Below are 20,000 nucleotides of genomic sequence, written 5' to 3'. Positions count from 1 at the left end.
TCGTGACCGCAGTGCATCGAGTTGCCGTCCTGGTGTTCGACGGCGTCAAACTGCTCGACGTCGCAGGTCCGAGTGAGGTGTTCGCGGAAGCCAATCGCGGCGGGGCGAACTACGAGTTGGTGATCTGCTCGGTAGGTGGACACGATGTCGACTCGTCGACCGGGATGCGCATTCCGGTCGACCGTGACGTTGTAGATTCCGGTTCTTTCGACACGTTGCTGGTCATGGGTGGAGACGTGTTCCCGTCGACGCCGGTGAGTCCGGAACTGCGCGAGGCAGCAAGCGATCTGGCGGGGCGTTCGGGCCGGGTCGCCTCAATCTGTACCGGGACATTCATTCTTGCGGCGAGTGGATTGCTCGACGGACGCCGCGCAACGACACATTGGCAACACACGGCAACGCTGGCGCGCGCCTATCCACAGATCACGGTGGTTCCTGACGCCATCTTCATTCAGGATGGCGCGGTGTTCTCGTCTGCGGGTGTGACCGCGGGCATCGACCTCGCGCTCGCATTGCTCGAGCGTGATCATGGTGCAGAAATGGCTCGACGCGTCGCACAACTTCTGGTGGTATTTCTCCAGCGTCCAGGCGGACAGTCACAGTTTTCGCCCTCGCTCAGTGGGCCGCGGCCTCGGGTCCCTGCGCTCCGAGAAGTGGTCGACGCCGTCGCGGCCGATCCGGCGGGGGAGTATTCGGTCGAGCAACTGGCTGCCCTGGCGCACCTGAGCCCGCGTCATCTGACGAGGCTCTTTCGCGAAGAATTAGGGACGACGCCGGCCAAATACGTCGAGTTGATCCGTTTCGACGCTGCGAAGGCGCTCCTCGATGCCGGCCACTCGGTGACCGAAGCCGCGCAGTTGGCGGGATTCGGCAGTTCGGAATCCCTACGACGAGCATTTTCGACTCATCTCGGAATCTCGCCCCAGGTGTACCGTCGTCGGTTTCAAGCGTTCGGCTAGGACTGACTTTCGTGCTTGCCTTGTGGCGGGCTCATGCCCTGCTTGTCGAGCCAGGCAAGGCTGTAATCGGCGATCTCACGCCAACCGTGGTCGATGGTCAGCGAGTGACCTCGGTCGCCGAATACCTTGTATTCGTTGATCGTCGGGGCCTTGGCGTACTTCTTGAACGAGCTGTCCGAACTGGCCTTCGGTACTGTGCGATCCTTACCGCCGCCGATCATCAGGAGGGGGCCGCGGCGGGCGTTGAAATCCACTGCAGCGGGGCTGTGGGGCGCGAAGTTGGCGAGTGCTGCCTCGAACAACGGCCGTCCGGGGGCGGGAATTGCATACTGCTCGAACAGGGCGTCGGACTCGTCCTGGGACACGGCGCTGGCGAAGGACTTGTGGAACGATTTTCTGTTGTGTGAGTAGGCCTTCCGGTAGTTGCCAGGGTTGGACAGGACAGGGAACACGCTTCCAAGCTGAACGAGAGGAAGTTTCAACACACCTTTGGGCTGAGCGGGGTCGATGGCAATTGCCGCGGTCGCCAACTTCTGGCCCAGCAGTTTCTGCGCGATCAAACCTCCGAACGAATGCCCGACCACGATCGGTGGTTCGTCGAGATCAGCGATCACCTTGGCGTAGTGGTCCGTCACGTCGTCGATGCCGTGTCCCGCGATGTCCTCCGGGTGTTCGCGCGTCTCACCCACCGTGGACGCATCCCCTGGCCATCCGGGTGCCATCGTGGAGTACCCCTGCGCGTTGAAAACCTGCGCCCAGGGATCCCACGTGGTCGGGTGCATCCAGAGTCCGTGGATGAACAGAACAGTCGGGTTGGACTTGGGCGACATGCGCGCTCCCCGCTCTCGGACCGATGATCGATACGGGATGCCCGCTTTTTACGGACTCATTCACCAGTGACCAGATCCTCGACAGAGGTCATTGTCACTCGTCCGTGATCAGGCGGTAAATGACGTATATGGCAAACCATCCCATCGCGACCGATGCGAGAACAAATAGCACTTCGAAGAACATGACCATGTAAATCGCTGCCTCACTGGTTGAAGGAATCGCCCTAGTATCGAACATATCGCAAGTAGTTGTTGCGATATGACGGGGTGTCGCGGTTGGCACAATGAGGCCATGAAGCAAAGGGGCCGAGCGGTCCGAACGGCCGTGATCGAAGCGACTGTGCGAAAGGTTGCTGAACTAGGACCGCAGTCGGTGACGATCGCCGCGATAGCGGTCGAAGCGGACGTTCATCCAACGTCGATCTACCGCCGATGGGCGACGGTCGACTTGCTGGTCGTGGATGCTCTCCGCGAGTTCACGGATGCAGGTTTGGCGATACCTGACACCGGGACACTCTTCGGTGATCTTCGGACTTTTGCTCGGAGTCTCCAAGATTGGCTCGCGACAGACACCGGATTGGCACTGGCCCGTACGGGTGTGATGCCTACCGACGACGCGGAAATCTTGGCTGCGCGCGCACAGTTCTGGCGCGCCCGATTCGATGCGGCAGCGGTCATGATTCACCGTGGAATCGAACGCGGCGAGGTCCCGGACGGTACTGATCCAGATACTGTTCTCGCGGCACTAGCTTCGCCGATCCGGCTGGCAGCGATTTCCCAGAACACCGAGCCTCGTATCGAACTCGACAAACTGGTTGCACTTGTCGTCGGCGTTGATCCAATAGTGAAATGATCGACGGCATGGCACTAACCGGCTCTGCGAAGACGATGGCACTGTGGACCACCGCTTTTGTTGTCTCACAAGCAAACATTGCGCGTTTACTCGGGCCGGTGGCTCCTAAAGTATTGGAAGTGCAGACGGCGTTTTCCGCTCGTCGGTACCTCGAGATCTTGGACTCCATGGAAGCGGAGGCCAGGGCGCGATTTCGTAGTCACTACTACCCGGACTTCGTACATCCCGCGATCTACGCGATGGCTTTGCGGTCCGCAGGCAAGCGGCTCGGAGAGCGGGTTCCCCTTTCGGTCGCAACTCGGCGCGCGCTTGCCGTAGCGCCGGTGCTGTCGGCGGCGGGCGATTATGTCGAGAACGTGATCGGCCTCCATTTCCTCGATCATCGCGACAGCATCACCGACTCGAGGGTTCGCGCCGCCTCGACGGTCAGTATTGCCAAATGGGTACTCGCACTCGGAACTTTCGGATATTTGTCGCAGGGTTTTGTCAGAGTATGGGTATCGCGAAAATGAGGAGCACTGATGGCAGTCGAACTCGGTACCGAATACTTCGCTGACGGAGAAGAGTTCCGTCGATGGCTGTGCGAGAACCACGAGGCGGTCCCCGGGCTTTGGCTGAAAATGGCCAAGAAGACCTCGTCACACAGTTCGATCGACTACGACCAAGCGTTGGACGTTGCCCTGTGCTTCGGCTGGATCGACAGCCTCTCCCGGCGAATCGACGACGATTTTTTCGTGCAGAAGTTTTCGCGTCGCACTGCGCGGAGTCCGTGGTCCAAACGCAACGTCGAGATAGTCGCCCGCCTTGACGCTGCGGGACTTCTCGAGCCATCCGGCATCGCTGAGATAGAGAAGGCCAAGGCCGACGGTCGCTGGGATCGCGCGTACGAGGGAGCAGCCAAGGCCGAGGTCCCGAAGGACTTTCTCGATGCGCTTGCGGAAAACCCGAAGGCTCGCGAGTTCTACGCGACGCTCAATTCCACGAATCGATTCACCATCGCGTACCGACTGCAGGAGGCAAAGCGGCCGGAGACACGCGCCAGGCGGATCGAGAAGTTCGTGAACCAACTCGCGGAGGGCAAGAAGTTCTACTGAGCTGACTGGGATGGCTGATCGACTTTCAACGTGGCTGACACAATAGGGCTCGTGATCGAAGCCGAGACCTGTTCCGCGCTGTCTGCTGTTGACGAACCGTTGGCAGGCAGCGCTGCCGTCGTGCGGGGTTGGGTATGCCTCGAATTCAATGCCGCTTGGGGCCGTGACGTGCTGGACGGTACGGCCTTGGGGGAGGAGCTTGCCGCCGAGCTGAGTCGGCGAGCTGATGCTGCCGACGTACGAATCATGTTCATTCGGCGACCAGGCCGCACCGATCCGCTGACTGATGGGCACACGGTCTTGCTCGCGCGCTCCGATCCGAGCGACTCGTGGTGCGAACGGTTGCGCATCGATTCACCGGCTGATCTGCTCGACATCGATTTCGCGCTACTCGACGGCCCTCCACCAGGATTGGGCGACTCGGTGGACGAGCCAGTCGTCTTGGTTTGTGCGCACGGTAAGCGTGACCAATGCTGCGCTGTGTTCGGCAGGCCGATTGCCGCAGCGCTGATGTCGTCCTTCGGACCCCAGGTGTGGGAGTGTTCGCATACTGGCGGGCACCGATTTGCGCCGTCGATGATCCTGCTGCCGAGCGGCAATACGTACGGCCGTCTGTCCGCTGGTGAGAGTGTCACGGCCGTGGAGGTGGCTTCCCGAGATCAGGTCCATTTGCCAGGCCTGCGTGGACGGAGTTGCTGGTCTCTTGCGGGGCAGGCTTCGGAAATTGCCGTACGACAACAAATAAGCTGCGGAATCGACGACTTGGCTGTCATCGAGCAGGCGAGTGACGGGACATCCGTCGTCGCACATGTGGACGGCCGGCGATGGGCCGTGGAGACGGCAGTCTCCGAACTCGCGCCGCGTCCACCGAGTTGCGGCGCGGCACCCAAGCCGGTCAGGCCAGTTGTGGTCACGTCGATTCGAGACCTGTGATTTCATCGTCGGTTTCATACGATCAGTCTCGATGAACTCGGGTGTGGGTCATCGCTACTGCAACAGGAGCGCAATGACTGCGGGCGGTAATTGACGTTGTCCGAGGAGGTTTATGCGTTGGCATCCGTCGAGTTCGACTGCCATCCGCGTGCCGCCCGATCCGTCGGGACGAAGTACGTCGATCGAAGCGATGCGATGGGCGATGAGATCGCATGGGCCTGCAGGTGGCGCGGTGGATGCAACCTCCATCAGATCAGTACTCTGCTGGCGTGACAAGCGGATTCGGGACTCGGGCAGCGGCGGTTCGGTGGAATAGCGGCACACCTGTAGTCTGCCGACGTCGGAAATCGGTGTAGCCAAAGCTGTTTCCGTCAGTGGGCGCGCGTGAGTGTCTTCGTGTTCTGCCATGCGACTCATGTCAGCTTCAGTGGTCGTCGCGAACGGTTGTCCGATCGAGTCGGGGCAAATTCCCGCATCATCGGCGGACACACCGTCGACCAAGTGTTGTTCGCGGCTGTCCTCTTGCAATCGGTTCAGGGCTGCGTGCGGTTTCTCTTGCAGGCCGCATGGCGCGGTCGGCCAGGTAGGGCGTATGGCTGCTCCTGCTTCGTCTACCAGCCACAAACCGGCTGGCGGGACGAGACGGTACGCGCAGTCGGCCCGGACGTTGGCAGGAAATCGACGAGACTGTTCGCGGAATGCATCGTCCACCGCGTGGATGTCCCCCTCGAGCCGTATGGAGTCGATGGTCAACCCACCGTCGGACGTTTCTCCGCGTTCGCATCGAACAACGGCAACGGGGCTGAAATCGGGAGGCGGGTAACCACTTCCCTCGGGGCGAAGTGCGATGCTGCTGTCGCGTGCCTCGGGGGCTACGAGCGCGGCGGTGATATCAGGGGCGAGGCAGTCTGCCCGATCGACCGCCGTCGCGACCGGTGGAGTGAAAGATTCATAGTCTCGAACGCCGGTCCAAACCAACGCAACGGCGACGACACTGACGACGACGATAAAGACCCCAGCTGTGAATCGTCCACTCATACATCGACACTATGTGCTTTTGCGATGGATTGAGGCGAAGTCTCGACCATTGCGGGTGCGACGTAGCATCGCTGCTATGACAGTCGATTTGGTTGCGCCTGACGAGGCCTTGTGGGTGTCCTGGTTGGAGTCGCGTGACGAGTGGGGCGGACCGCGGGCGGATCAGCCCGGCTCGGCCTTGGGAGTTGCGCAACGTCTGGATCTCGACCTTGCCTCCCGCGATGGGTTCGGGCACTGGGTGCAGGAGTTGTTGGCGCAGCCCGAGGCGTTGCCGGGGCCCGACATTGTCCCGGCAACCAACTGGTGGATCGTGCGAGACGGCAGGTATCTCGGTGCTATCCAGTTGCGACACAGCTTGAATGAGTTCTTGGCTGATCTTGGTGGTCATATCGGCTACGGGATTCGGCCGTCGGAACGCCGGAAAGGGATAGCGTCGGCTGCTCTGCGGGAAGTGCTCACGTATGCCGGCGACACGGTGGGGCTCAGTCGCGTCCTGATTACCTGCGACGAAACGAACGCGGGTTCACGTAAGGCAATCGAAGGGTGTGGTGGTCTACTCGACAGCGTGCGCCCAGCTGATCAGTTGTCGCGCAACCTCGGTCACACGGGGGATACGCTTCGCTACTGGGCAGTCACGGGCCGGTCAAGCGTCAGTTGACCGATGTCTGACCGTCAACGGGAAGCCACGGTCGCAGGGTAGGCGACACGGGCAGCGATGCTTTCGCTGAGGTCTTGGATTTCTGCGGCGAGGGTATCGCGGCTCTTCGTGTCCGACTCGTGAACGAATGTTGTCGATCCCAGTGTGGCACCGCAGTATTCGATGATGCCGCGCTCGATCTGTGTCTGGAAGGCCTCGTACACACCGTGGCGTTCGAAACTCTCCGCGTCGTCACCCGCGACCGGGATCAGGTGGACCGTGAGTCGGTCCAGTTTCTTCACGAATTCGCTTCCCGGGGTGAACTCGTACGCCCATCCGCTGACGAAGACTCGATCGATCCAACCTTTGAGTAGTGCGGGCATCGACCACCAGTACATCGGAAACACGAGAATCAGATCGTCTGCTCGATCGATTCGGTCCTGCTCGGCTACAGCGTCGGCCGGGGGAGTTCCCTTGCCGCGGAACAGGTTCACATCGGCTTTGGAGAATCGGGGATCGAAATTCTCGGCATGTAGGTCCGCGATGTCGACATCGCCGCCCAGGTTGCGGATCGCGTCGGAGGTAGAACGGGCGACATGCTGGGTAAGTGACTGTGGATCGGAGTGGGAGACTACGACGAGTGTGGTCATGAGCGTTCCTTCGGTAGATGGTGCGCTTATGTACTAAGAGTAGGTTACTATTGGTATATAGCGCAAGGAGGTGTCCGATGGCACGAACGAGACTGTCGCGGGCCGACAGGTACGAACAACTCGTGGAGGTGTCGTGGGCACTGGTGCGAGAGGAGGGCGCGGATGCGCTGACCCTCGGCCGGTTGGCTGAACGTGCCGGCGTTGCAAAGCCGGTCGTCTACAGCCATTTCGCCTCCCGCGCTGCGCTGTTGGCGGCCCTCTTCAAGGAATTCGACGATCGTCAGACGGTGATGCTCGGGGAATACCTCGAAGCTGCGGAGGAGTCTGTGAACGGGCGGGCGAATGCCATCGCCGACTCCTATGTCGGATGTTCACTGGCACAGGGGCGTGAACTGACGGGAGTGCTTGCAGCGCTGGAGGGCTCGCCCGAGCTGGAGCAGGTCAAGCGCGAGTCGGAACGCGCCTATTCAGAGCGTTGTCGCGAGGTGCTGGCTCCTTTCAGCGCCGATGGGCTTGGACAATCATCGATGACTGCGATATTCGGTGCTGCAGAGGCCCTCTCGCACGCGGCGGTAGTCGGAGTGCTCTCGCCCGAGGACGCCAAAGGTGAACTTGCCGCGCTGATCGTCGCGGTCGTCGGCAGGCCATCACTGACTGGGTAGTGCGGTGCAGCCGTGATCTCATCGCCTACAGGTGCCCATCCAGTTCGAACCGCTCTCGCACGGAGTCGGATGTCGCCGCGAGGGTGCTGACGAACGCGTCGATGGCGGGAGCGAGCGGAGGTTTCCCGTAGGTTGCGACGGAGACAGTGCGTCGCTCGCCGGGAATGCGGTGTGCGCGGATACCCGGGTTCTGATGTGCATGGAGAGCGAGGGCGGGAAGGGTGCTGACTCCGCTTCCGGAGGCGACCAGCGCTTGGACCGCGACGTAGTCGTCGGTCTCGAACTCGATGCGTGGAACGAACCCAGCTCGATTGCAGGCGGTGAGAAGGTGGGCGCGGCAGCTCGGACAGCCTGCAATCCAGGTCTCACCGGCGTAGTCCGTGATCTCGTTGGCGGCATCTGCATTCCGCGCAGAGGTGATCAGGTACAACGGATCGTCCAGCAACGTCGTTAGGGTGACGTGCTTCAGCCCCACATCCGGGGTATCCGCGTGTGCGAAAACGACAGCTACGTCGACGTCGTTGTTACGAAGCATTGCAAGTGCTTTGGGTGGTTCTGCATCAACGAGGCTGATGGACACGTCGGGGTACTGGGATGTGAACGCTGCCATCGCCTGCGGAATCAAACTCGCCAGGGCTGACGGGAATGCGGCAAGTCGTACCCGCCCCGCCCTCAGTCCCGCGTACGTTTCGACTTCGGCTACGGCAGCGTCGACGTGACCGAGAATTTCCGTGGCGCGCCGAACCAGTACCGCACCGGCATCCGTCAGACGAAGCCCACGACCGGCTCGCTGGAACAGCGGAACTCCGACTTCCGATTCGAGCTGTCGAAGGTGGTGACTGATGGAGGGCTGCGCGTAACCGAGCGAATCGGCGGCGGCTGTCACCGATCCTTCCTGCGCGACAGCGACCAAGACCCTCAGCCGAATTAGATCGAGCATGCCGAAATCATAGAGGATTTCGATGCTTTCGACGAAAACATGTATTAGACCTATGAATCAGTGTTTGACAGGGTGATCCACATGACACAGGCACCTGATCTCGCGGCAACAACCGGGCTACAACCACCCACTTGGGCGGACATTCAGTGTGCAAGTCAGGTTGTCCGACGCCACCTACCGGTCACGCCCCTGATATCGCACCCGACCTTGGGAGCGGGCTCGTGCAGCCAGTTGTTTGTCAAACATGAGAACGTGCAACCCACAGGTGCGTTCAAGGTTCGTGGTGGACTGAACCTGGTGGCTGGACTCGATGAGCCGACGCGGGCCCGAGGCATCATCGGCTACTCGACGGGAAATCATGCTCAGTCCCTGGCGTATGCCGCAGCGTATACGGGCGTGCGGTGCGTAATTGTGATGCCGGCTGGGGCGAATCCGGTCAAGGCTCACGCTGTCCGCATGCTTGGGGCCGACCTCATCGAGCATGGCGCAAACTTCGACGAGGCACGCGCTCACGCAGAGTTCATCAGCGAACGTGACGGCCTGCGTCTCGTCAGCGCCGCCAATGAGCCGGCAATCCTCGCCGGTGTTGCCACGGCGTACGTCGAACTCGTCGAGCAGCAGTCAGATCTGGACGCCGTGGTGGTCCCCGTCGGTGGTGGCAGTGGTGCGGCGGCCGCTTGCCTCGTCGCCAGTGCGCTTGCACCGCACCTGGAGGTGTTCGCGGTGCAGTCGGAGGCCGCACGAGCGGCGCACGACTCGTGGACTTCCGGCACCTGTGTCGAGCGCCCGAACGCCACTCGTGTCGAAGGGCTCGCGACCGGGGCCGGATTCTCATTGACTCAACGTGTCATGCGAGAACGGCTAGGTGGTTTCCTGCTCGTCACGGACGATGACATCACCCTCGCTCAGCGGGCTCTCCTCTTCGACGCACACACATTGAGTGAGGGCGCCGGTGCGGCCGCACTTGCTGCGGTCTACGCACATCCGAACACCTTCGCGGACAAGCGTGTTGCCGTCGTCTGTACGGGCGCCAATGCCTCCGAGAGTGAGATCCGCAGGGTCGTCAGCTAATCGATAACACGATCGGAACCATGTTGCCAGTTTGGTAGGGCGGCACGATTTTTGCATCGGGTATGTGTGTCTGGAACAAGATTTCGCTTCCACGATTGAGCAGAGTGAACAGGGTCGCATCTCGCGACAGCAAGGCCACCGTGGAGGAGACGTGATGCTGCCGACAATCATCGTTCGGGACGGGACTGTGCTCGATGGTAGAGGGAGCCTGCCCAGGAAAGCGGATGTTGCGATCGCGGGTGACACGATCGTGGAAGTCGGAACGATCGGTGCTGTGTCGGGGGCGATCGACATCGATGCTCGCGGTTGCATGGTGGCTCCCGGTTTTGTGAATGTGCTCAGTCATAGCTACCTCACGCTGCAGCAAGACCCGCGAGGATTGTCGGACTTGTATCAGGGGGTCACAACCCAGGTCTTCGGTGAAGGCGTGTCTCTCGGACCGGTCGCGGGTTCGATGACTCCGGCGATGCTCGGATTGGGTGCGATTCCGTCTGGGGTGCAATCACATTGGCCGAGGTTGCACGATTTTCTCGAATCCTTGGAGACGGACGGCGTCGGTTTCAACGTGGCGAGCTTCGTCGGCGCAGCGAATCTGCGCATGGTGGTTGCGGGTGTGGACAATCGCCTGTTGAGCGAACAAGAGTTGGCCGACGCGTGCGCCCTGCTCGACGAGGAGCTTGAAAATGGAGCTCTCGGAGTTGGTTCGGCTCTGATCTATCCACCCGGAAGCTATGCGGATACCGGCGAGTTGCGAGCATTTTCGCGGGTGCTCGCCAGGCATGATGCCGTCCATATCTGCCATCTTCGAAGTGAAGGGCAGAGGTTCCTCGAAAGCATCGAGGAACTGATCGACATCGCTCGAACGACAGGAGCGCGTGCGGAGATTTATCACCTCAAGGTTGCTGGTAAGTCGCACTGGCACAAAATGTCCGATGCCTTGCAATTGGTTGAGTCGGCTCGCGAGGACGGCGTGCGAATCACCGCGGACGTGTATCCGTACGAGGCAGGGAACACGCTGCTCAGTGCCGCGTTGCCACCGGAGTTTCGCTGTCGTGACACGACGGCCGGGCGCACTCAACTGAACTCGACCGGTGTGCGAAACAAGATCCGCGAGAGGATCCATCGTGAGGACGAGGACTGGGAGAATCTCTTCGCTGCGTCCGGAGGGGCCGATGGGGTGGTGATCTTGTCCGAGGTACCGGCACTCGGTATCCGAGCGGGGGAAGCACTGGGGTCTATTGCTCGGAGGATGGGGCATCACGACCCGGTGGACACGCTGCTGGCTGTTCTCGACGCTCTTCCCGCTGCCGAAGCTGCCTATTTCATTGCGTCGGAGGACAACACGCGAATTGCTTTCGAGCGTCCCTGGGTTTCGGTTGGTTCCGATGCCGATACTCAAAGCAAGGAGACCCTTTTCGCGGGGCAACCCGTCCACCCCCGTTCATTCGGAACTTTCGCCCGTATTCTGAGCCGCTACACCCGCGGCACCAGCGGGCAATCAGTCGAGGAATGCATTCGCCGAATGACCAGCCTTCCTGCTGAAAACTTCGGTTTGGCGAAGCGGGGCTACATTGCGCCAGGGGGATACGCCGATCTGGCGATCTTCGACCCCTCGCAGGTAGAGGATCTCGCGACATACGACAACCCAAGGATGTATGCGACCGGAATGCGGCACGTTCTGGTGAATGGGCAACCGGCACTGTCGGACGGGGTGCCGACGGGGAAGCTTGCAGGGCGCGCACTTCGGCGCTCGCGCAACGGGTTCGATGCAGTGAGGTGACGAACTGGCACCGGGGTCAGGTCCAGATCGGCGAAGTGGCCACTGATGGGACGACCCTTCAGTGGCCACTTCGCCGGACCACGTGACAGCCCTCAGAATTTCGCCGGGGTTTGCGGAACGATCATGGCCACCAATGCCGCAGCAGCCGTCGCGCCGACCAGGACTCCGAACGCGGCCATGTACGAGAACTGGTCCACCATCCATCCCATCACGAGGGGGGTGATGAAACCGGCAAGCTGTCCACAACCGTTGATCAAACCCATTCCGGAACCGAGGAATTCGGCGGGCAATGCCCGCAACGGGAGGGCGAAGATCGACATCGAGCACAGTCCGCTGACGCCCATCGCGAGGGTTTGATAGAACGTGAACATCGCGACGGTATCGGTGGTAGTCATCAAGAACAGCAGAATGGCGGAGGTGGCCATGCACGGAACGAGCAGAATGCGCGCGCTGTCGTGGAAGTACTTGTCCACCAGACGTCCACCGACGATGATGGCCAATGCCGTGACGATGAACGGGATCGCCGCGAAGATTCCCGTATCGATCAGCGAGAGCCCCTTTTCGTTGAGGAGGTAGCTCGGCACCCAGGTCAACAACCCATATCCGGCCATGTTGGCCAGGCAGAACAGAAGTGCGAACTTCCAGACCGAAACGGACTTGAATACCGCCGCGCGTGAGTGTTCACTGGCGAGCGGTTGCAGTGCGGCCTCCGGATCTTCCGTGATCTCTGTGTCCAACGGCGCCGGGAGCACCAACCAGACGACTGTGCCGATCACGGCGCCGACTATGGCTACCAGCCAAAATGCGTCCCGCCAACCGACGGACATGAGAACTGGGGCGATGATCAATGGTGCGATGCCGGGGCCCAGGTTGTTTGCACCGATCATGAAGCCCATGGCCGTGGCGCGAGTTTTCGGACGGGTTCGCTCGGCCAGAGCTTTGAACGACGCTGCTGGGAAGAGACCCTGGCTGAGCCCGAACATCGCACGCATGACCATCAGCGAGACGAGCCCCCAGGCGAATCCTGTCAGTGCGGTGAACACCGACCACAGGATCAACGCAACGATCAACAGTGGCCGGGGTCCGAATCGGTCGGCCAGCATGCCGCCGGGGACCTGCCCGAGCATGTAAAAGATGGCGAAGATCGACACGACTCCGCCCAATTGCGTATTACTGAGGGAGAATTCGTCTCCGATCATCGGCAGTGCAAGCCCGATCATCACGCGATCTATCATGTCGATCATCCAGATCGTACTGAGCAGCCCAACAGTCATAGTCGTTGTTCGACGAATTGACTTGTTGTCCAATATGTTTTGTATCGACTTGCCGCCGCTATGCGAGGGTTCCTCAACTGTGGCGCGTTCCGACTTCATCATGCCTCCTGAATTGCGTTGTGCCGCATGGACTGATGAAGTGTGGCAGCGGACACGTTGGCCGCATTGGTCCGTTCGGCCAATAACCGACCGAATGTTTCGTCGGTCAGTACAGCGTCACTTGAGCGGACATTTCGGGTGACGCTGTCACCAGAGCTAGCTGCACAAAGCTTTGTCCACGGTGTCTACGACGTGTTGGGTGGCGGACGCAGTCGAGGGAAGAGCAGTCACCGCAAGGTTCACGGCGCGCCCGTCGTCGGTGATGCCGCCGCGGGTCTCGTAACCGACTATGTCGCCGCCATGGCCCCAGTAGACCCCGCCGCACGAGAGAGTCCTGCTGGTGAGGCCGAGGCCGTACTCGAGTCCGGTAGGCCCGCCGACGTGGACGGTGGTACGCATCTGGTCGAGTTGGGCTGCGGGGAGCAGTCGTCCGTCGAGGAGTGCGTGGAGAAACTGGTTGAGGTCCGAGGTGGTGGAGATCAGCTGCCCTGCGGCCCATCCCCACGACGGGTCCATCTCTGTGACGTCACTCAGTGGGCTGTCTGGTGTGGTGCGGTGGTAGCCCCTGGGATGGGGACCCCGGATGGTCATGTCGCCAGAGGATGGGAAGTAGGTGTCGCGCAGGCTGATCGGCGCGAAGATGCGTCGATTCATCTCCTCGGCGAGGGGGCGGCCGGTAACCTTCTGTACGAGTAGGCCGGCCAGAATGTAGTTGGTGTTGCTGTACCCCCAACTCGTTCCGGGCGGTGCGTCGGCGGGGTGTTGGAAGGCTATGTCGAGCAAATCGTGGGGGTCGGCGTAGCGGTATCTGATCTCTTCGTCATTGACGTGTATGCCGTACTCGGGGAGTCCGCTGGTGTGTTGGAGGAGTTGGCGGATGGTGATGTTGTGGCCGTCGATCCCTTCTCCGCGGACGAGTCCGGGTAGGTAGGTCTCGATGGGGGTGTCGAGTTCGATCTTTCCTTCGGCGACCAGTTGCAGGACCACTACTGCGGTGAAGGTTTTGGTGTTGCTGCCGATTCGTATCTGGCCGTTGTGGGGTACCTCTGATCCGGTGGTCAGGTCACCGACTCCTGCGGTGTAGTTGTGGGAGTTGCCGTTTCGGTCTTGGATGCTTGCGAGGGCGGCGGGTAGTCCGTCCTCGCTCACCAGTGCGTCGAGGGAGCGTTGAACCGTGTCGGACTCGGTGGAGGAAGAACCGACGGTATCGGGACTGAGGGCGGATGACGGCGAGCAGGACGCCAGCGTCATGGCACCGAGGGCCATCGCGGTAACGACCGAAAAGGTCCGGTGCCGTTTGCGATCCTGCCGGCGATCTGAGGAAGGGAAGCCCTTTCGAATATTGTTACGCATCAGTAGAACTCCTGAGGATTGGTATGGGTCGGGACATCGTTCGATCGGGAAGAATCGTTGTTCGATGTTGCGCGCGAAGTCGTGCACGAACATGTTTCCTTCACTCCTCGCACATCGCTGCGTCGACAACTCGCTGTGCTGCTACGAAGGCGTCCTCGCTCGTCGGGATGTGATTGAGGGTGAGAGTCACAGCGCGTCCTGTGTGGTCTCCTATTCGTCGGATCTCATGGTGAGTTCCACATGCAGAGAACAGTATTGACGTGCGTACGCGTCCTCCATGGTGCGAAGTGCAGTCTCTCGGTGAGGCTTGCCGGAGCGTACGAGGTGTAACTGGCTGCACCTCGGAGTGCGCCCTCTCGTGGCCGGCACTGTCGGATTGCCGAGTTATTCCGGAGTAGGCGGCTTTTGGTAATTGACAGGAGAGCCTCAGCGACAAAGGGCGATATCCACCGCGTGTTCGAGGTTTCTACGTGTGGCATCGTCGGCGACTTGCATGGTGACCGCGATGTTCGCTTCGCGTCCGTCGTCGGTAGCGCCCCCGCGTGTCTCGTATCCAGGGAAACTGCCGCCGTGGCTCCAGGACAGGCCGCCACACGGTAGCGGACGGCTGACCAACCCAAGTCCGTAGCGAGCCTCGGGTCCGAAGGTTTCCTCCGCGGGGACGGTAGTGCGCATCTGGTCGAGTTGGGCTGCGGGGAGCAATCGTCCGTCGAGGAGTGCGTGGAGAAACTGGTTGAGGTCCGAGGTGGTGGAGATCAATTGCCCTGCGGCCCATCCCCACGAGGGGTCTATCTCTGTGATGTCGAGGGGAGGCGCGTCCGATGACTCCCGGTAGTAGCCGCGGGGGTGAAGTTCCGAGATCTTCTCGTCGTATGGTTCAGGAAAGTATGTGTGCTGCAAGTCGATCGGCGCGAAGATTCGCCGGTTCATCTCCTCGGCGAGGGGTTTTTCGGTGATCTTATGTACGAGTAGGCCGGCGAGGACGTAGTTGGTGTTGCTGTACTTCCAACTCGTTCCGGGGGCGAAGTCGGCAGGATGTTCGAGCGCGATGTCGAGAAGTTCGCGGGGGTCGTAATATCGGACTTCGTCTTCCAGGTAGTTGCTGTAGTTGGGGAGTCCGCTGGTGTGTTGGAGGAGTTGGCGGATGGTGATGTTGTGGCCGTCGATCCCTTCTCCGCGGACGAGTCCGGGTAGGTAGGTCTCGATGGGGGTGTCGAGTTCGATCTTTCCTTCGGCGACCAGTTGCAGGACCACTACTGCGGTGAAGGTTTTGGTGTTGCTGCCGATTCGTATCTGGCCGTTGTGGGGTACCTCTGATCCGGTGGTCAGGTCACCGACTCCTGCGGTGTAGTTGTGGGAGTTGCCGTTTCGGTCTTGGATGCTTGCGAGGGCGGCGGGTAGTCCGTCCTCGCTCACCAGTGCGTCGAGTGAGTGTTGAACCGCATCGTGCCGCGCAGCGGCGGTATCGGCGGACGACGAGCACGCACCGAGGGTGACCACGCTGAGAGTCATTGCGACGGAACAGAGGGCGCGGTGCCGCTTCCGGCTTTGTCTTTGGGGTGAGGGAGGTTGGCCCTGTCGACTGTGGCGGCGCATCAGTAGAACTCCTTGGAGAGATTGATCGGTCTGGACACGATCCTGTCTGCTGGAGGATTGGTCGCGCATCGCTCCGACGCGGGAAAACCATCTCCCTCGATCGGGGGAGGCCATCGCCGAGCGGCCCAGTCATACTTGTCGAATCATGATCACAGGACTACGACCGCTGATGCGGGGCTCTACATACTCAGCTGTGCTTTTCGCCTTTTGTGGTGTGTTGGCAAGCCTGCCACTTCTGGTGGTTGCGATGTTGCCTGCTCTCGCGTGGCAATCCGCACCCGAGTTCGTCCGGGTGCTTTCGGTCCTGCTCATATGGGTGACTTTGGTAGGAGCACTCGGCCTGGCGCATCCTGTGCGACGCGCGCTCATCGTTTCTGCCCGCCGACTGCTGCAGGTGTCGCTGCCGAGTCCAGCGCTCGGACACCGTACTCCCAACCTCTCGGACATTGATCGCTGGCGGGCCCCGCTCTGGATTGTCCTGCATGTCATGGTGGGTTGGCTGGCGGCGCTCGCGACCAGCGTCCTTTTCATCATGGGGATTTCGCTCCCGGGGAACTGGCTCGGCGGCACGGCGCGAATCAGTCTGTTCGATACGTCGGTTGACGTGACGGGTGGATGGACCTGGGTCGTGGCGGCCGGCTGCCTCCTGCTTGCGGTAGGAATTTGTGTCCTGGTGGCAACACTGCTGAGATGGCTGGCGCCACGACTGTTGGGGCCGTCCACGGCTGAACGGCTCGCGCTGGTGGAAGAACGTGAACTGCAACTGGCCGAACGTAATCGGGTCGCTCACGAGTTGCACGACTCGATCGGACACACGCTCACCGCCGCCACGATCCAGGCGGCGGTGGCCGGCGAGGTGCTCGCCTCCGATCCTGCCGCCGCGAGGGCCGCCATGCGTAGCATCGAGGAGTCGACACGGGCAGCGCTCGAGGACCTGGACTACGTACTGGGTGTACTTCGCGAGGAGAGGCCTGGGGCTGTACCTTCTCGGACGCTGTCGGACTTGCCTGCGTTAATTGATCGGTTGCGGCATGCGGGGGCGGTTGTGGAGGTGAACCTGTCGGGTGACCTTTCACAGATCCAGGGGACACTCTCTCGCGCGGCGTACCGGATCCTGCAAGAGGGGACGACCAATGCTCTGCGGCACGGGGACAGCGGGCCGATCGAAATCACGGTGGCAGTCGGCTCGGAGTGCGTCGAGCTCAGAGTGGTCAACAGCATCGGGGCAGTGACCGGGGGAAAGGCAGACGTAGTTCGAAGATCAGGGCGCGGCCTGGCGGGTTTGGCCGAGCGCGTGCGACTCTTGAACGGTGAGTTCAAGGCTGGACCGGACGGAGCCCACGGCTGGCGATTGAGTGTTCAGTTGCCGGTACGGGTGGCACGATGACCGAAGCCAATTGGAGTGAGGACGCCTCCAACTCTGCAAGCATGCCAGTCACCCTGCTGATTGCGGATGACGACGACGTTACCCGCAGCGGCCTGCGTATGCTGCTCGCAGCTCAGCCCGGGATTGTGGTCGTCGGCGAGGCATCCGACGGTATCGAAGCAGTGGAGCTTTCGCGGCAACTTCGTCCGGATGTGGTGCTGATGGACGTGCGGATGCCGCTGCGCAACGGAATAGAGGCAACTCGGCACCTCCAGGCCGAGTGCACCGAACCGCCGAAAGTCTTGGTAATCACCACTTTCGAAAACGATGGCTACGTCACGGCCGCACTCAGTGCGGGCGCGAGTGGCTTCGTGCTGAAGCGGCTCCCAGTCCCGCAGATCGCAGCGGCAGTACGTGTGGTGGCGGCGGGCGAAGTGATCCTGTTCCCTGCCGCGCTACGCCGGATGGTTACGCCCCGCCCGTTGGTTTCCGCTGAGGCGTTCCCGAATGCAGCGCTGACAGCAAAGGAGGAAGAGGTATTGCGGTTGATGGCCACCGGGCTGTCCAACTCGGATATTGCTCAGGTTCTGGTTGTGAGCCTGGAGACAGTGAAAACGCATGTCGGGAACGTGCTGGCAAAGCTCGGTGCTCAGAATCGGACGCACGCTGTCGTCATCGCCTACGAGTCTGGTCTGGTGGTCCCGGGGTCGGGCACCGATACGGAACCCTGTGCAACTGGCGGTTGATTGCTTTTGTCAGCGTAACCCGGTGAGGATTCGCCGACTGAACCTACAGATCCGTTCCTCTTGCCAACACGCTCCGAGGCGAAGTCACACCACCGGTCACCAGTGCGTTCCGGGCACGAGTCGGGCGGCGCGTCGGCCGAGTTTGCGGATGCGCGAGCGTGAATGGCGCTGACGCGACGGTGTTGCCGAAACGTCTGACGGAGTTTCTTTGTCTACCTGCCCCTTTGCCGCCGGGGAGTCAGGGAAGGCCTGGTACATCTGGTTGAGAATCCGGTCCTTGGTGTGCGGTGCGAACAAGGTTCCCAGATCACCCAGAGTGCCCAGTGGCACGTCGATGCGCTTGGGGCGTTCGATCAGCGCGCGGATCACCATTGCCGCAGCCTTTTCCGGGCTGGTGATCGGGCCGTTGTTGTATTCGCCGGTCGGAGCGATCATCGGCGTTTCGACCAGCGGCATGTGGATGGTCGTGAAAGTGATTCCGTCCGCCAGGGTTTCGGAGGCAGCTACGTCGGAGAAACCGTCGAGCGCGGCCTTGCTCGCCACGTAGGCCGAGAATCTAGGCGTTGCCGCCTGGACTCCCGCGCTGCTGATGTTCACGATGTGACCGAAGCGGCGAGAACGCATGGTGGGCAACAATGCGAGCACCAATCGCACAGCGCCGAAGTAGTTCACGGCCATTGTTCGTTCGTAGTCGTGGAAACGATCCGTGGAATGGTAAATGCCGCGCCGAATGGATCGGCCGGCGTTGTTGACCAACATGTCCACGTGATCATGTTCTGTCAGAATGCTTTTGATCGTGTGCTGGACCGACTCGTCGTCGGTGATGTCGCAGGGATAACCGAACGCTTTGCCTCCGCTTGATCGAATCTCCTGTACCGCGGCATCGAGTTCGTCGGTGCGGCGTGCGATCAGGAGAACTGTGGCGCCTTTCTGGGCGGCGGCGATGGCAGAGGCCTTGCCGATTCCGGACGAGCCACCGGTGATCAGGACTATCCGCCCGACAAGTGGTCCTTCGGGATGGTTGCGACGTGCGCGATTGGGATCGAGGTTTGCGCGCCAGTACTTCCACAAGACCGTCGAGTAGGAGCCGAACTCGGGGACCGTCAGGCCTGATCCGGCGAGGGCGGCAACGGTTCTCTCGGAGGTGAAGGTCGGCGCCATCGTCATGTTGTCGAGCAACGCTGCAGGCATGCCGATGCGATCGAGGAAGACTTTCCGTGCCGATTCTGCCGAGTCCATCGGCAATGGCGAGACAAAGGGTTTGGCGATCACGCCCGGCAGGCTGAGCGCGGGCCGCGGTGCTCCGGCGGCCTTGGCGAGGCCGGCATAGATTTCGCGTACCGGTTGAGGTTTCGGATTGACGAGATGGAATGCTTCGCCGTCACGGCCGGGCACATGCATCAACTCGACGAGGGCAGCGGCCACATAATCGACCGGCACCACGTTGGTTGCCCCGAGGTTGGGGATCGGGACAGGTAGTGCTGCAGGTAGTTTCGCGAGTAGCGCCAGACCTGGGAACAAGTAATACGGTCCGTCGATCTTGTCCATCTCTCCGGTGACGGAGTTGCCGACCACGGCAGACGGCCGATAAACACGCCAGGTGAGGCCTTCTCGTGCTCGAACGAGCTTCTCGGCCTCGAACTTGGTTCGGTGGTACGGCGTCGGAAAGCCTTGGCCGCAATCGAAATCGGTCTCGCTGAACGTGCCCGGATAGTCGCCTGCGACTGCGACCGATGACACGTGATGAAGGGTGGCTCCCAGTTTCGCAGCAAGTTCGACCACGGAGCGTGTGCCCTCGACATTCGTCGAAGCCTGCTCGTCTCCGGCCGTGATGTCGTAGATCGCGCCGAGGTGAAGGACATGGTCGGCCGGCGGGGGAGAGTCGATGCCCAGCTCGGGCTCGGTCAGATCGCCAACGAGCGGATGCACTCGATCGCCGCCGGGAATTGCCGACACCTGTGCTTCGAGTTTTGCGACAGAACCCGCTCTGACCAGCACGTAGATCTGAGCAGTTTCATCATGCTCGAGCAGGAGCGGTAGTACAGCTCGTCCGAGGAACCCGGTACCGCCAGTGACGATGTATGTGGCCATGGTCGGTAACTTACTCCAAAGTAAGATC

General features: G+C 61.2%; 19 protein-coding genes. 11 read left to right on the top strand and 8 right to left on the bottom strand.

Annotated elements, in window-relative coordinates:
• The first annotated feature begins 2 nt into the window (after positions 1-2).
• Positions 3-959, top strand: a complete 957-nt coding sequence (locus AC2ETI_RS05735) for a GlxA family transcriptional regulator (protein WP_029254948.1) — start codon at positions 3-5, stop codon at positions 957-959.
• Here the strand turns inward: AC2ETI_RS05735 and AC2ETI_RS05730 are convergent.
• A complete protein-coding gene (locus AC2ETI_RS05730) occupies positions 956-1,789 on the bottom strand; it encodes an alpha/beta hydrolase (RefSeq protein ID WP_019747617.1) in 834 nt (277 codons plus the stop codon). The genes AC2ETI_RS05735 and AC2ETI_RS05730 overlap by 4 nt on opposite strands.
• A 292-nt stretch (positions 1,790-2,081) precedes the next feature.
• On the opposite strand from AC2ETI_RS05730, the gene AC2ETI_RS05725 reads away from it, so the two are divergent.
• The 4 genes from AC2ETI_RS05725 to AC2ETI_RS05710 are packed head-to-tail and all read left to right on the top strand — an operon-like array spanning position 2,082 to position 4,669.
• The gene (locus AC2ETI_RS05725; RefSeq protein WP_070386976.1) at positions 2,082-2,642 is read left to right on the top strand and encodes a TetR-like C-terminal domain-containing protein; all 561 of its coding nucleotides are present in this window, start codon (positions 2,082-2,084) and stop codon (positions 2,640-2,642) included.
• Between the two features lie 8 nt (positions 2,643-2,650).
• Complete coding sequence (locus AC2ETI_RS05720; RefSeq protein ID WP_387404229.1) at positions 2,651-3,154, top strand: hypothetical protein; 504 nt, start codon at positions 2,651-2,653, stop codon at positions 3,152-3,154.
• 9 nt (positions 3,155-3,163) lie between these two features.
• The gene (locus AC2ETI_RS05715) at positions 3,164-3,736 is read left to right on the top strand and encodes a YdeI/OmpD-associated family protein (protein WP_070796130.1); all 573 of its coding nucleotides are present in this window, start codon (positions 3,164-3,166) and stop codon (positions 3,734-3,736) included.
• 30 nt (positions 3,737-3,766) lie between these two features.
• Positions 3,767-4,669, top strand: a complete 903-nt coding sequence (locus AC2ETI_RS05710) for a sucrase ferredoxin (protein WP_483633645.1) — start codon at positions 3,767-3,769, stop codon at positions 4,667-4,669.
• 54 nt (positions 4,670-4,723) lie between these two features.
• Here the strand turns inward: AC2ETI_RS05710 and AC2ETI_RS05705 are convergent, their stop codons facing one another.
• Complete coding sequence (locus tag AC2ETI_RS05705; RefSeq protein ID WP_483633644.1) at positions 4,724-5,707, bottom strand: hypothetical protein; 984 nt, start codon at positions 5,705-5,707, stop codon at positions 4,724-4,726.
• Positions 5,708-5,783: 76 nt separating this feature from the next.
• On the opposite strand from AC2ETI_RS05705, the gene AC2ETI_RS05700 reads away from it, so the two are divergent.
• Positions 5,784-6,365, top strand: a complete 582-nt coding sequence (locus tag AC2ETI_RS05700) for a GNAT family N-acetyltransferase (protein WP_387404223.1) — start codon at positions 5,784-5,786, stop codon at positions 6,363-6,365.
• Positions 6,366-6,379: 14 nt separating this feature from the next.
• Here the strand turns inward: AC2ETI_RS05700 and AC2ETI_RS05695 are convergent, their stop codons facing one another.
• A complete protein-coding gene (locus AC2ETI_RS05695; protein WP_387404221.1) occupies positions 6,380-6,994 on the bottom strand; it encodes an NAD(P)H-dependent oxidoreductase in 615 nt (204 codons plus the stop codon).
• Between the two features lie 77 nt (positions 6,995-7,071).
• On the opposite strand from AC2ETI_RS05695, the gene AC2ETI_RS05690 reads away from it, so the two are divergent.
• A complete protein-coding gene (locus AC2ETI_RS05690; protein ID WP_020969094.1) occupies positions 7,072-7,656 on the top strand; it encodes a TetR/AcrR family transcriptional regulator in 585 nt (194 codons plus the stop codon).
• A 25-nt stretch (positions 7,657-7,681) separates the two neighbouring features.
• On the opposite strand, the gene AC2ETI_RS05685 is transcribed toward AC2ETI_RS05690, so the two are convergent.
• On the bottom strand, positions 7,682-8,596 hold the full coding sequence (locus AC2ETI_RS05685; protein ID WP_153213044.1) for a LysR family transcriptional regulator: 915 nt from the start codon (positions 8,594-8,596) through the stop codon (positions 7,682-7,684).
• Between the two features lie 81 nt (positions 8,597-8,677).
• On the opposite strand from AC2ETI_RS05685, the gene AC2ETI_RS05680 reads away from it, so the two are divergent.
• Positions 8,678-9,667 carry a threonine ammonia-lyase gene (locus AC2ETI_RS05680; protein ID WP_153213043.1) on the top strand — a complete coding sequence of 330 codons (990 nt, stop codon included), beginning with the start codon at positions 8,678-8,680 and terminating at the stop codon, positions 9,665-9,667.
• A 154-nt stretch (positions 9,668-9,821) separates the two neighbouring features.
• Complete coding sequence (locus tag AC2ETI_RS05675) at positions 9,822-11,447, top strand: N-acyl-D-amino-acid deacylase family protein (protein WP_080909693.1); 1,626 nt, start codon at positions 9,822-9,824, stop codon at positions 11,445-11,447.
• A gap of 92 nt (positions 11,448-11,539) precedes the next feature.
• Here the strand turns inward: AC2ETI_RS05675 and AC2ETI_RS05670 are convergent, their stop codons facing one another.
• From AC2ETI_RS05670 to AC2ETI_RS05660, 3 genes are all read right to left on the bottom strand, one after another.
• Positions 11,540-12,691, bottom strand: coding sequence for an MFS transporter (locus AC2ETI_RS05670; RefSeq protein WP_230544065.1), 1,152 nt, complete (start codon positions 12,689-12,691; stop codon positions 11,540-11,542).
• A gap of 285 nt (positions 12,692-12,976) precedes the next feature.
• Positions 12,977-14,173, bottom strand: a complete 1,197-nt coding sequence (locus AC2ETI_RS05665; protein WP_483633643.1) for a serine hydrolase domain-containing protein — start codon at positions 14,171-14,173, stop codon at positions 12,977-12,979.
• A 426-nt stretch (positions 14,174-14,599) separates the two neighbouring features.
• Complete coding sequence (locus AC2ETI_RS05660) at positions 14,600-15,685, bottom strand: serine hydrolase domain-containing protein (protein WP_021343618.1); 1,086 nt, start codon at positions 15,683-15,685, stop codon at positions 14,600-14,602.
• A gap of 229 nt (positions 15,686-15,914) precedes the next feature.
• On the opposite strand from AC2ETI_RS05660, the gene AC2ETI_RS05655 reads away from it, so the two are divergent.
• Both AC2ETI_RS05655 and AC2ETI_RS05650 read left to right on the top strand, forming a co-directional pair.
• The gene (locus tag AC2ETI_RS05655; protein ID WP_483633642.1) at positions 15,915-17,156 is read left to right on the top strand and encodes a sensor histidine kinase; all 1,242 of its coding nucleotides are present in this window, start codon (positions 15,915-15,917) and stop codon (positions 17,154-17,156) included.
• Entirely contained in the window at positions 17,153-17,881 is a 729-nt protein-coding gene (locus AC2ETI_RS05650) for a response regulator transcription factor (RefSeq protein ID WP_020969102.1), read from the top strand. The genes AC2ETI_RS05655 and AC2ETI_RS05650 overlap by 4 nt, the downstream gene beginning before the upstream one ends.
• 96 nt (positions 17,882-17,977) lie before the next feature.
• Here the strand turns inward: AC2ETI_RS05650 and AC2ETI_RS05645 are convergent, their stop codons facing one another.
• Complete coding sequence (locus AC2ETI_RS05645; RefSeq protein WP_387404214.1) at positions 17,978-19,972, bottom strand: SDR family oxidoreductase; 1,995 nt, start codon at positions 19,970-19,972, stop codon at positions 17,978-17,980.
• Positions 19,973-20,000 lie beyond the last annotated feature (28 nt).

It is taken from the genome of Rhodococcus sp. MurmanLake-1 (assembly GCF_056945715.1).
This window is presented reverse-complemented; position numbering and strand designations above follow the sequence as displayed.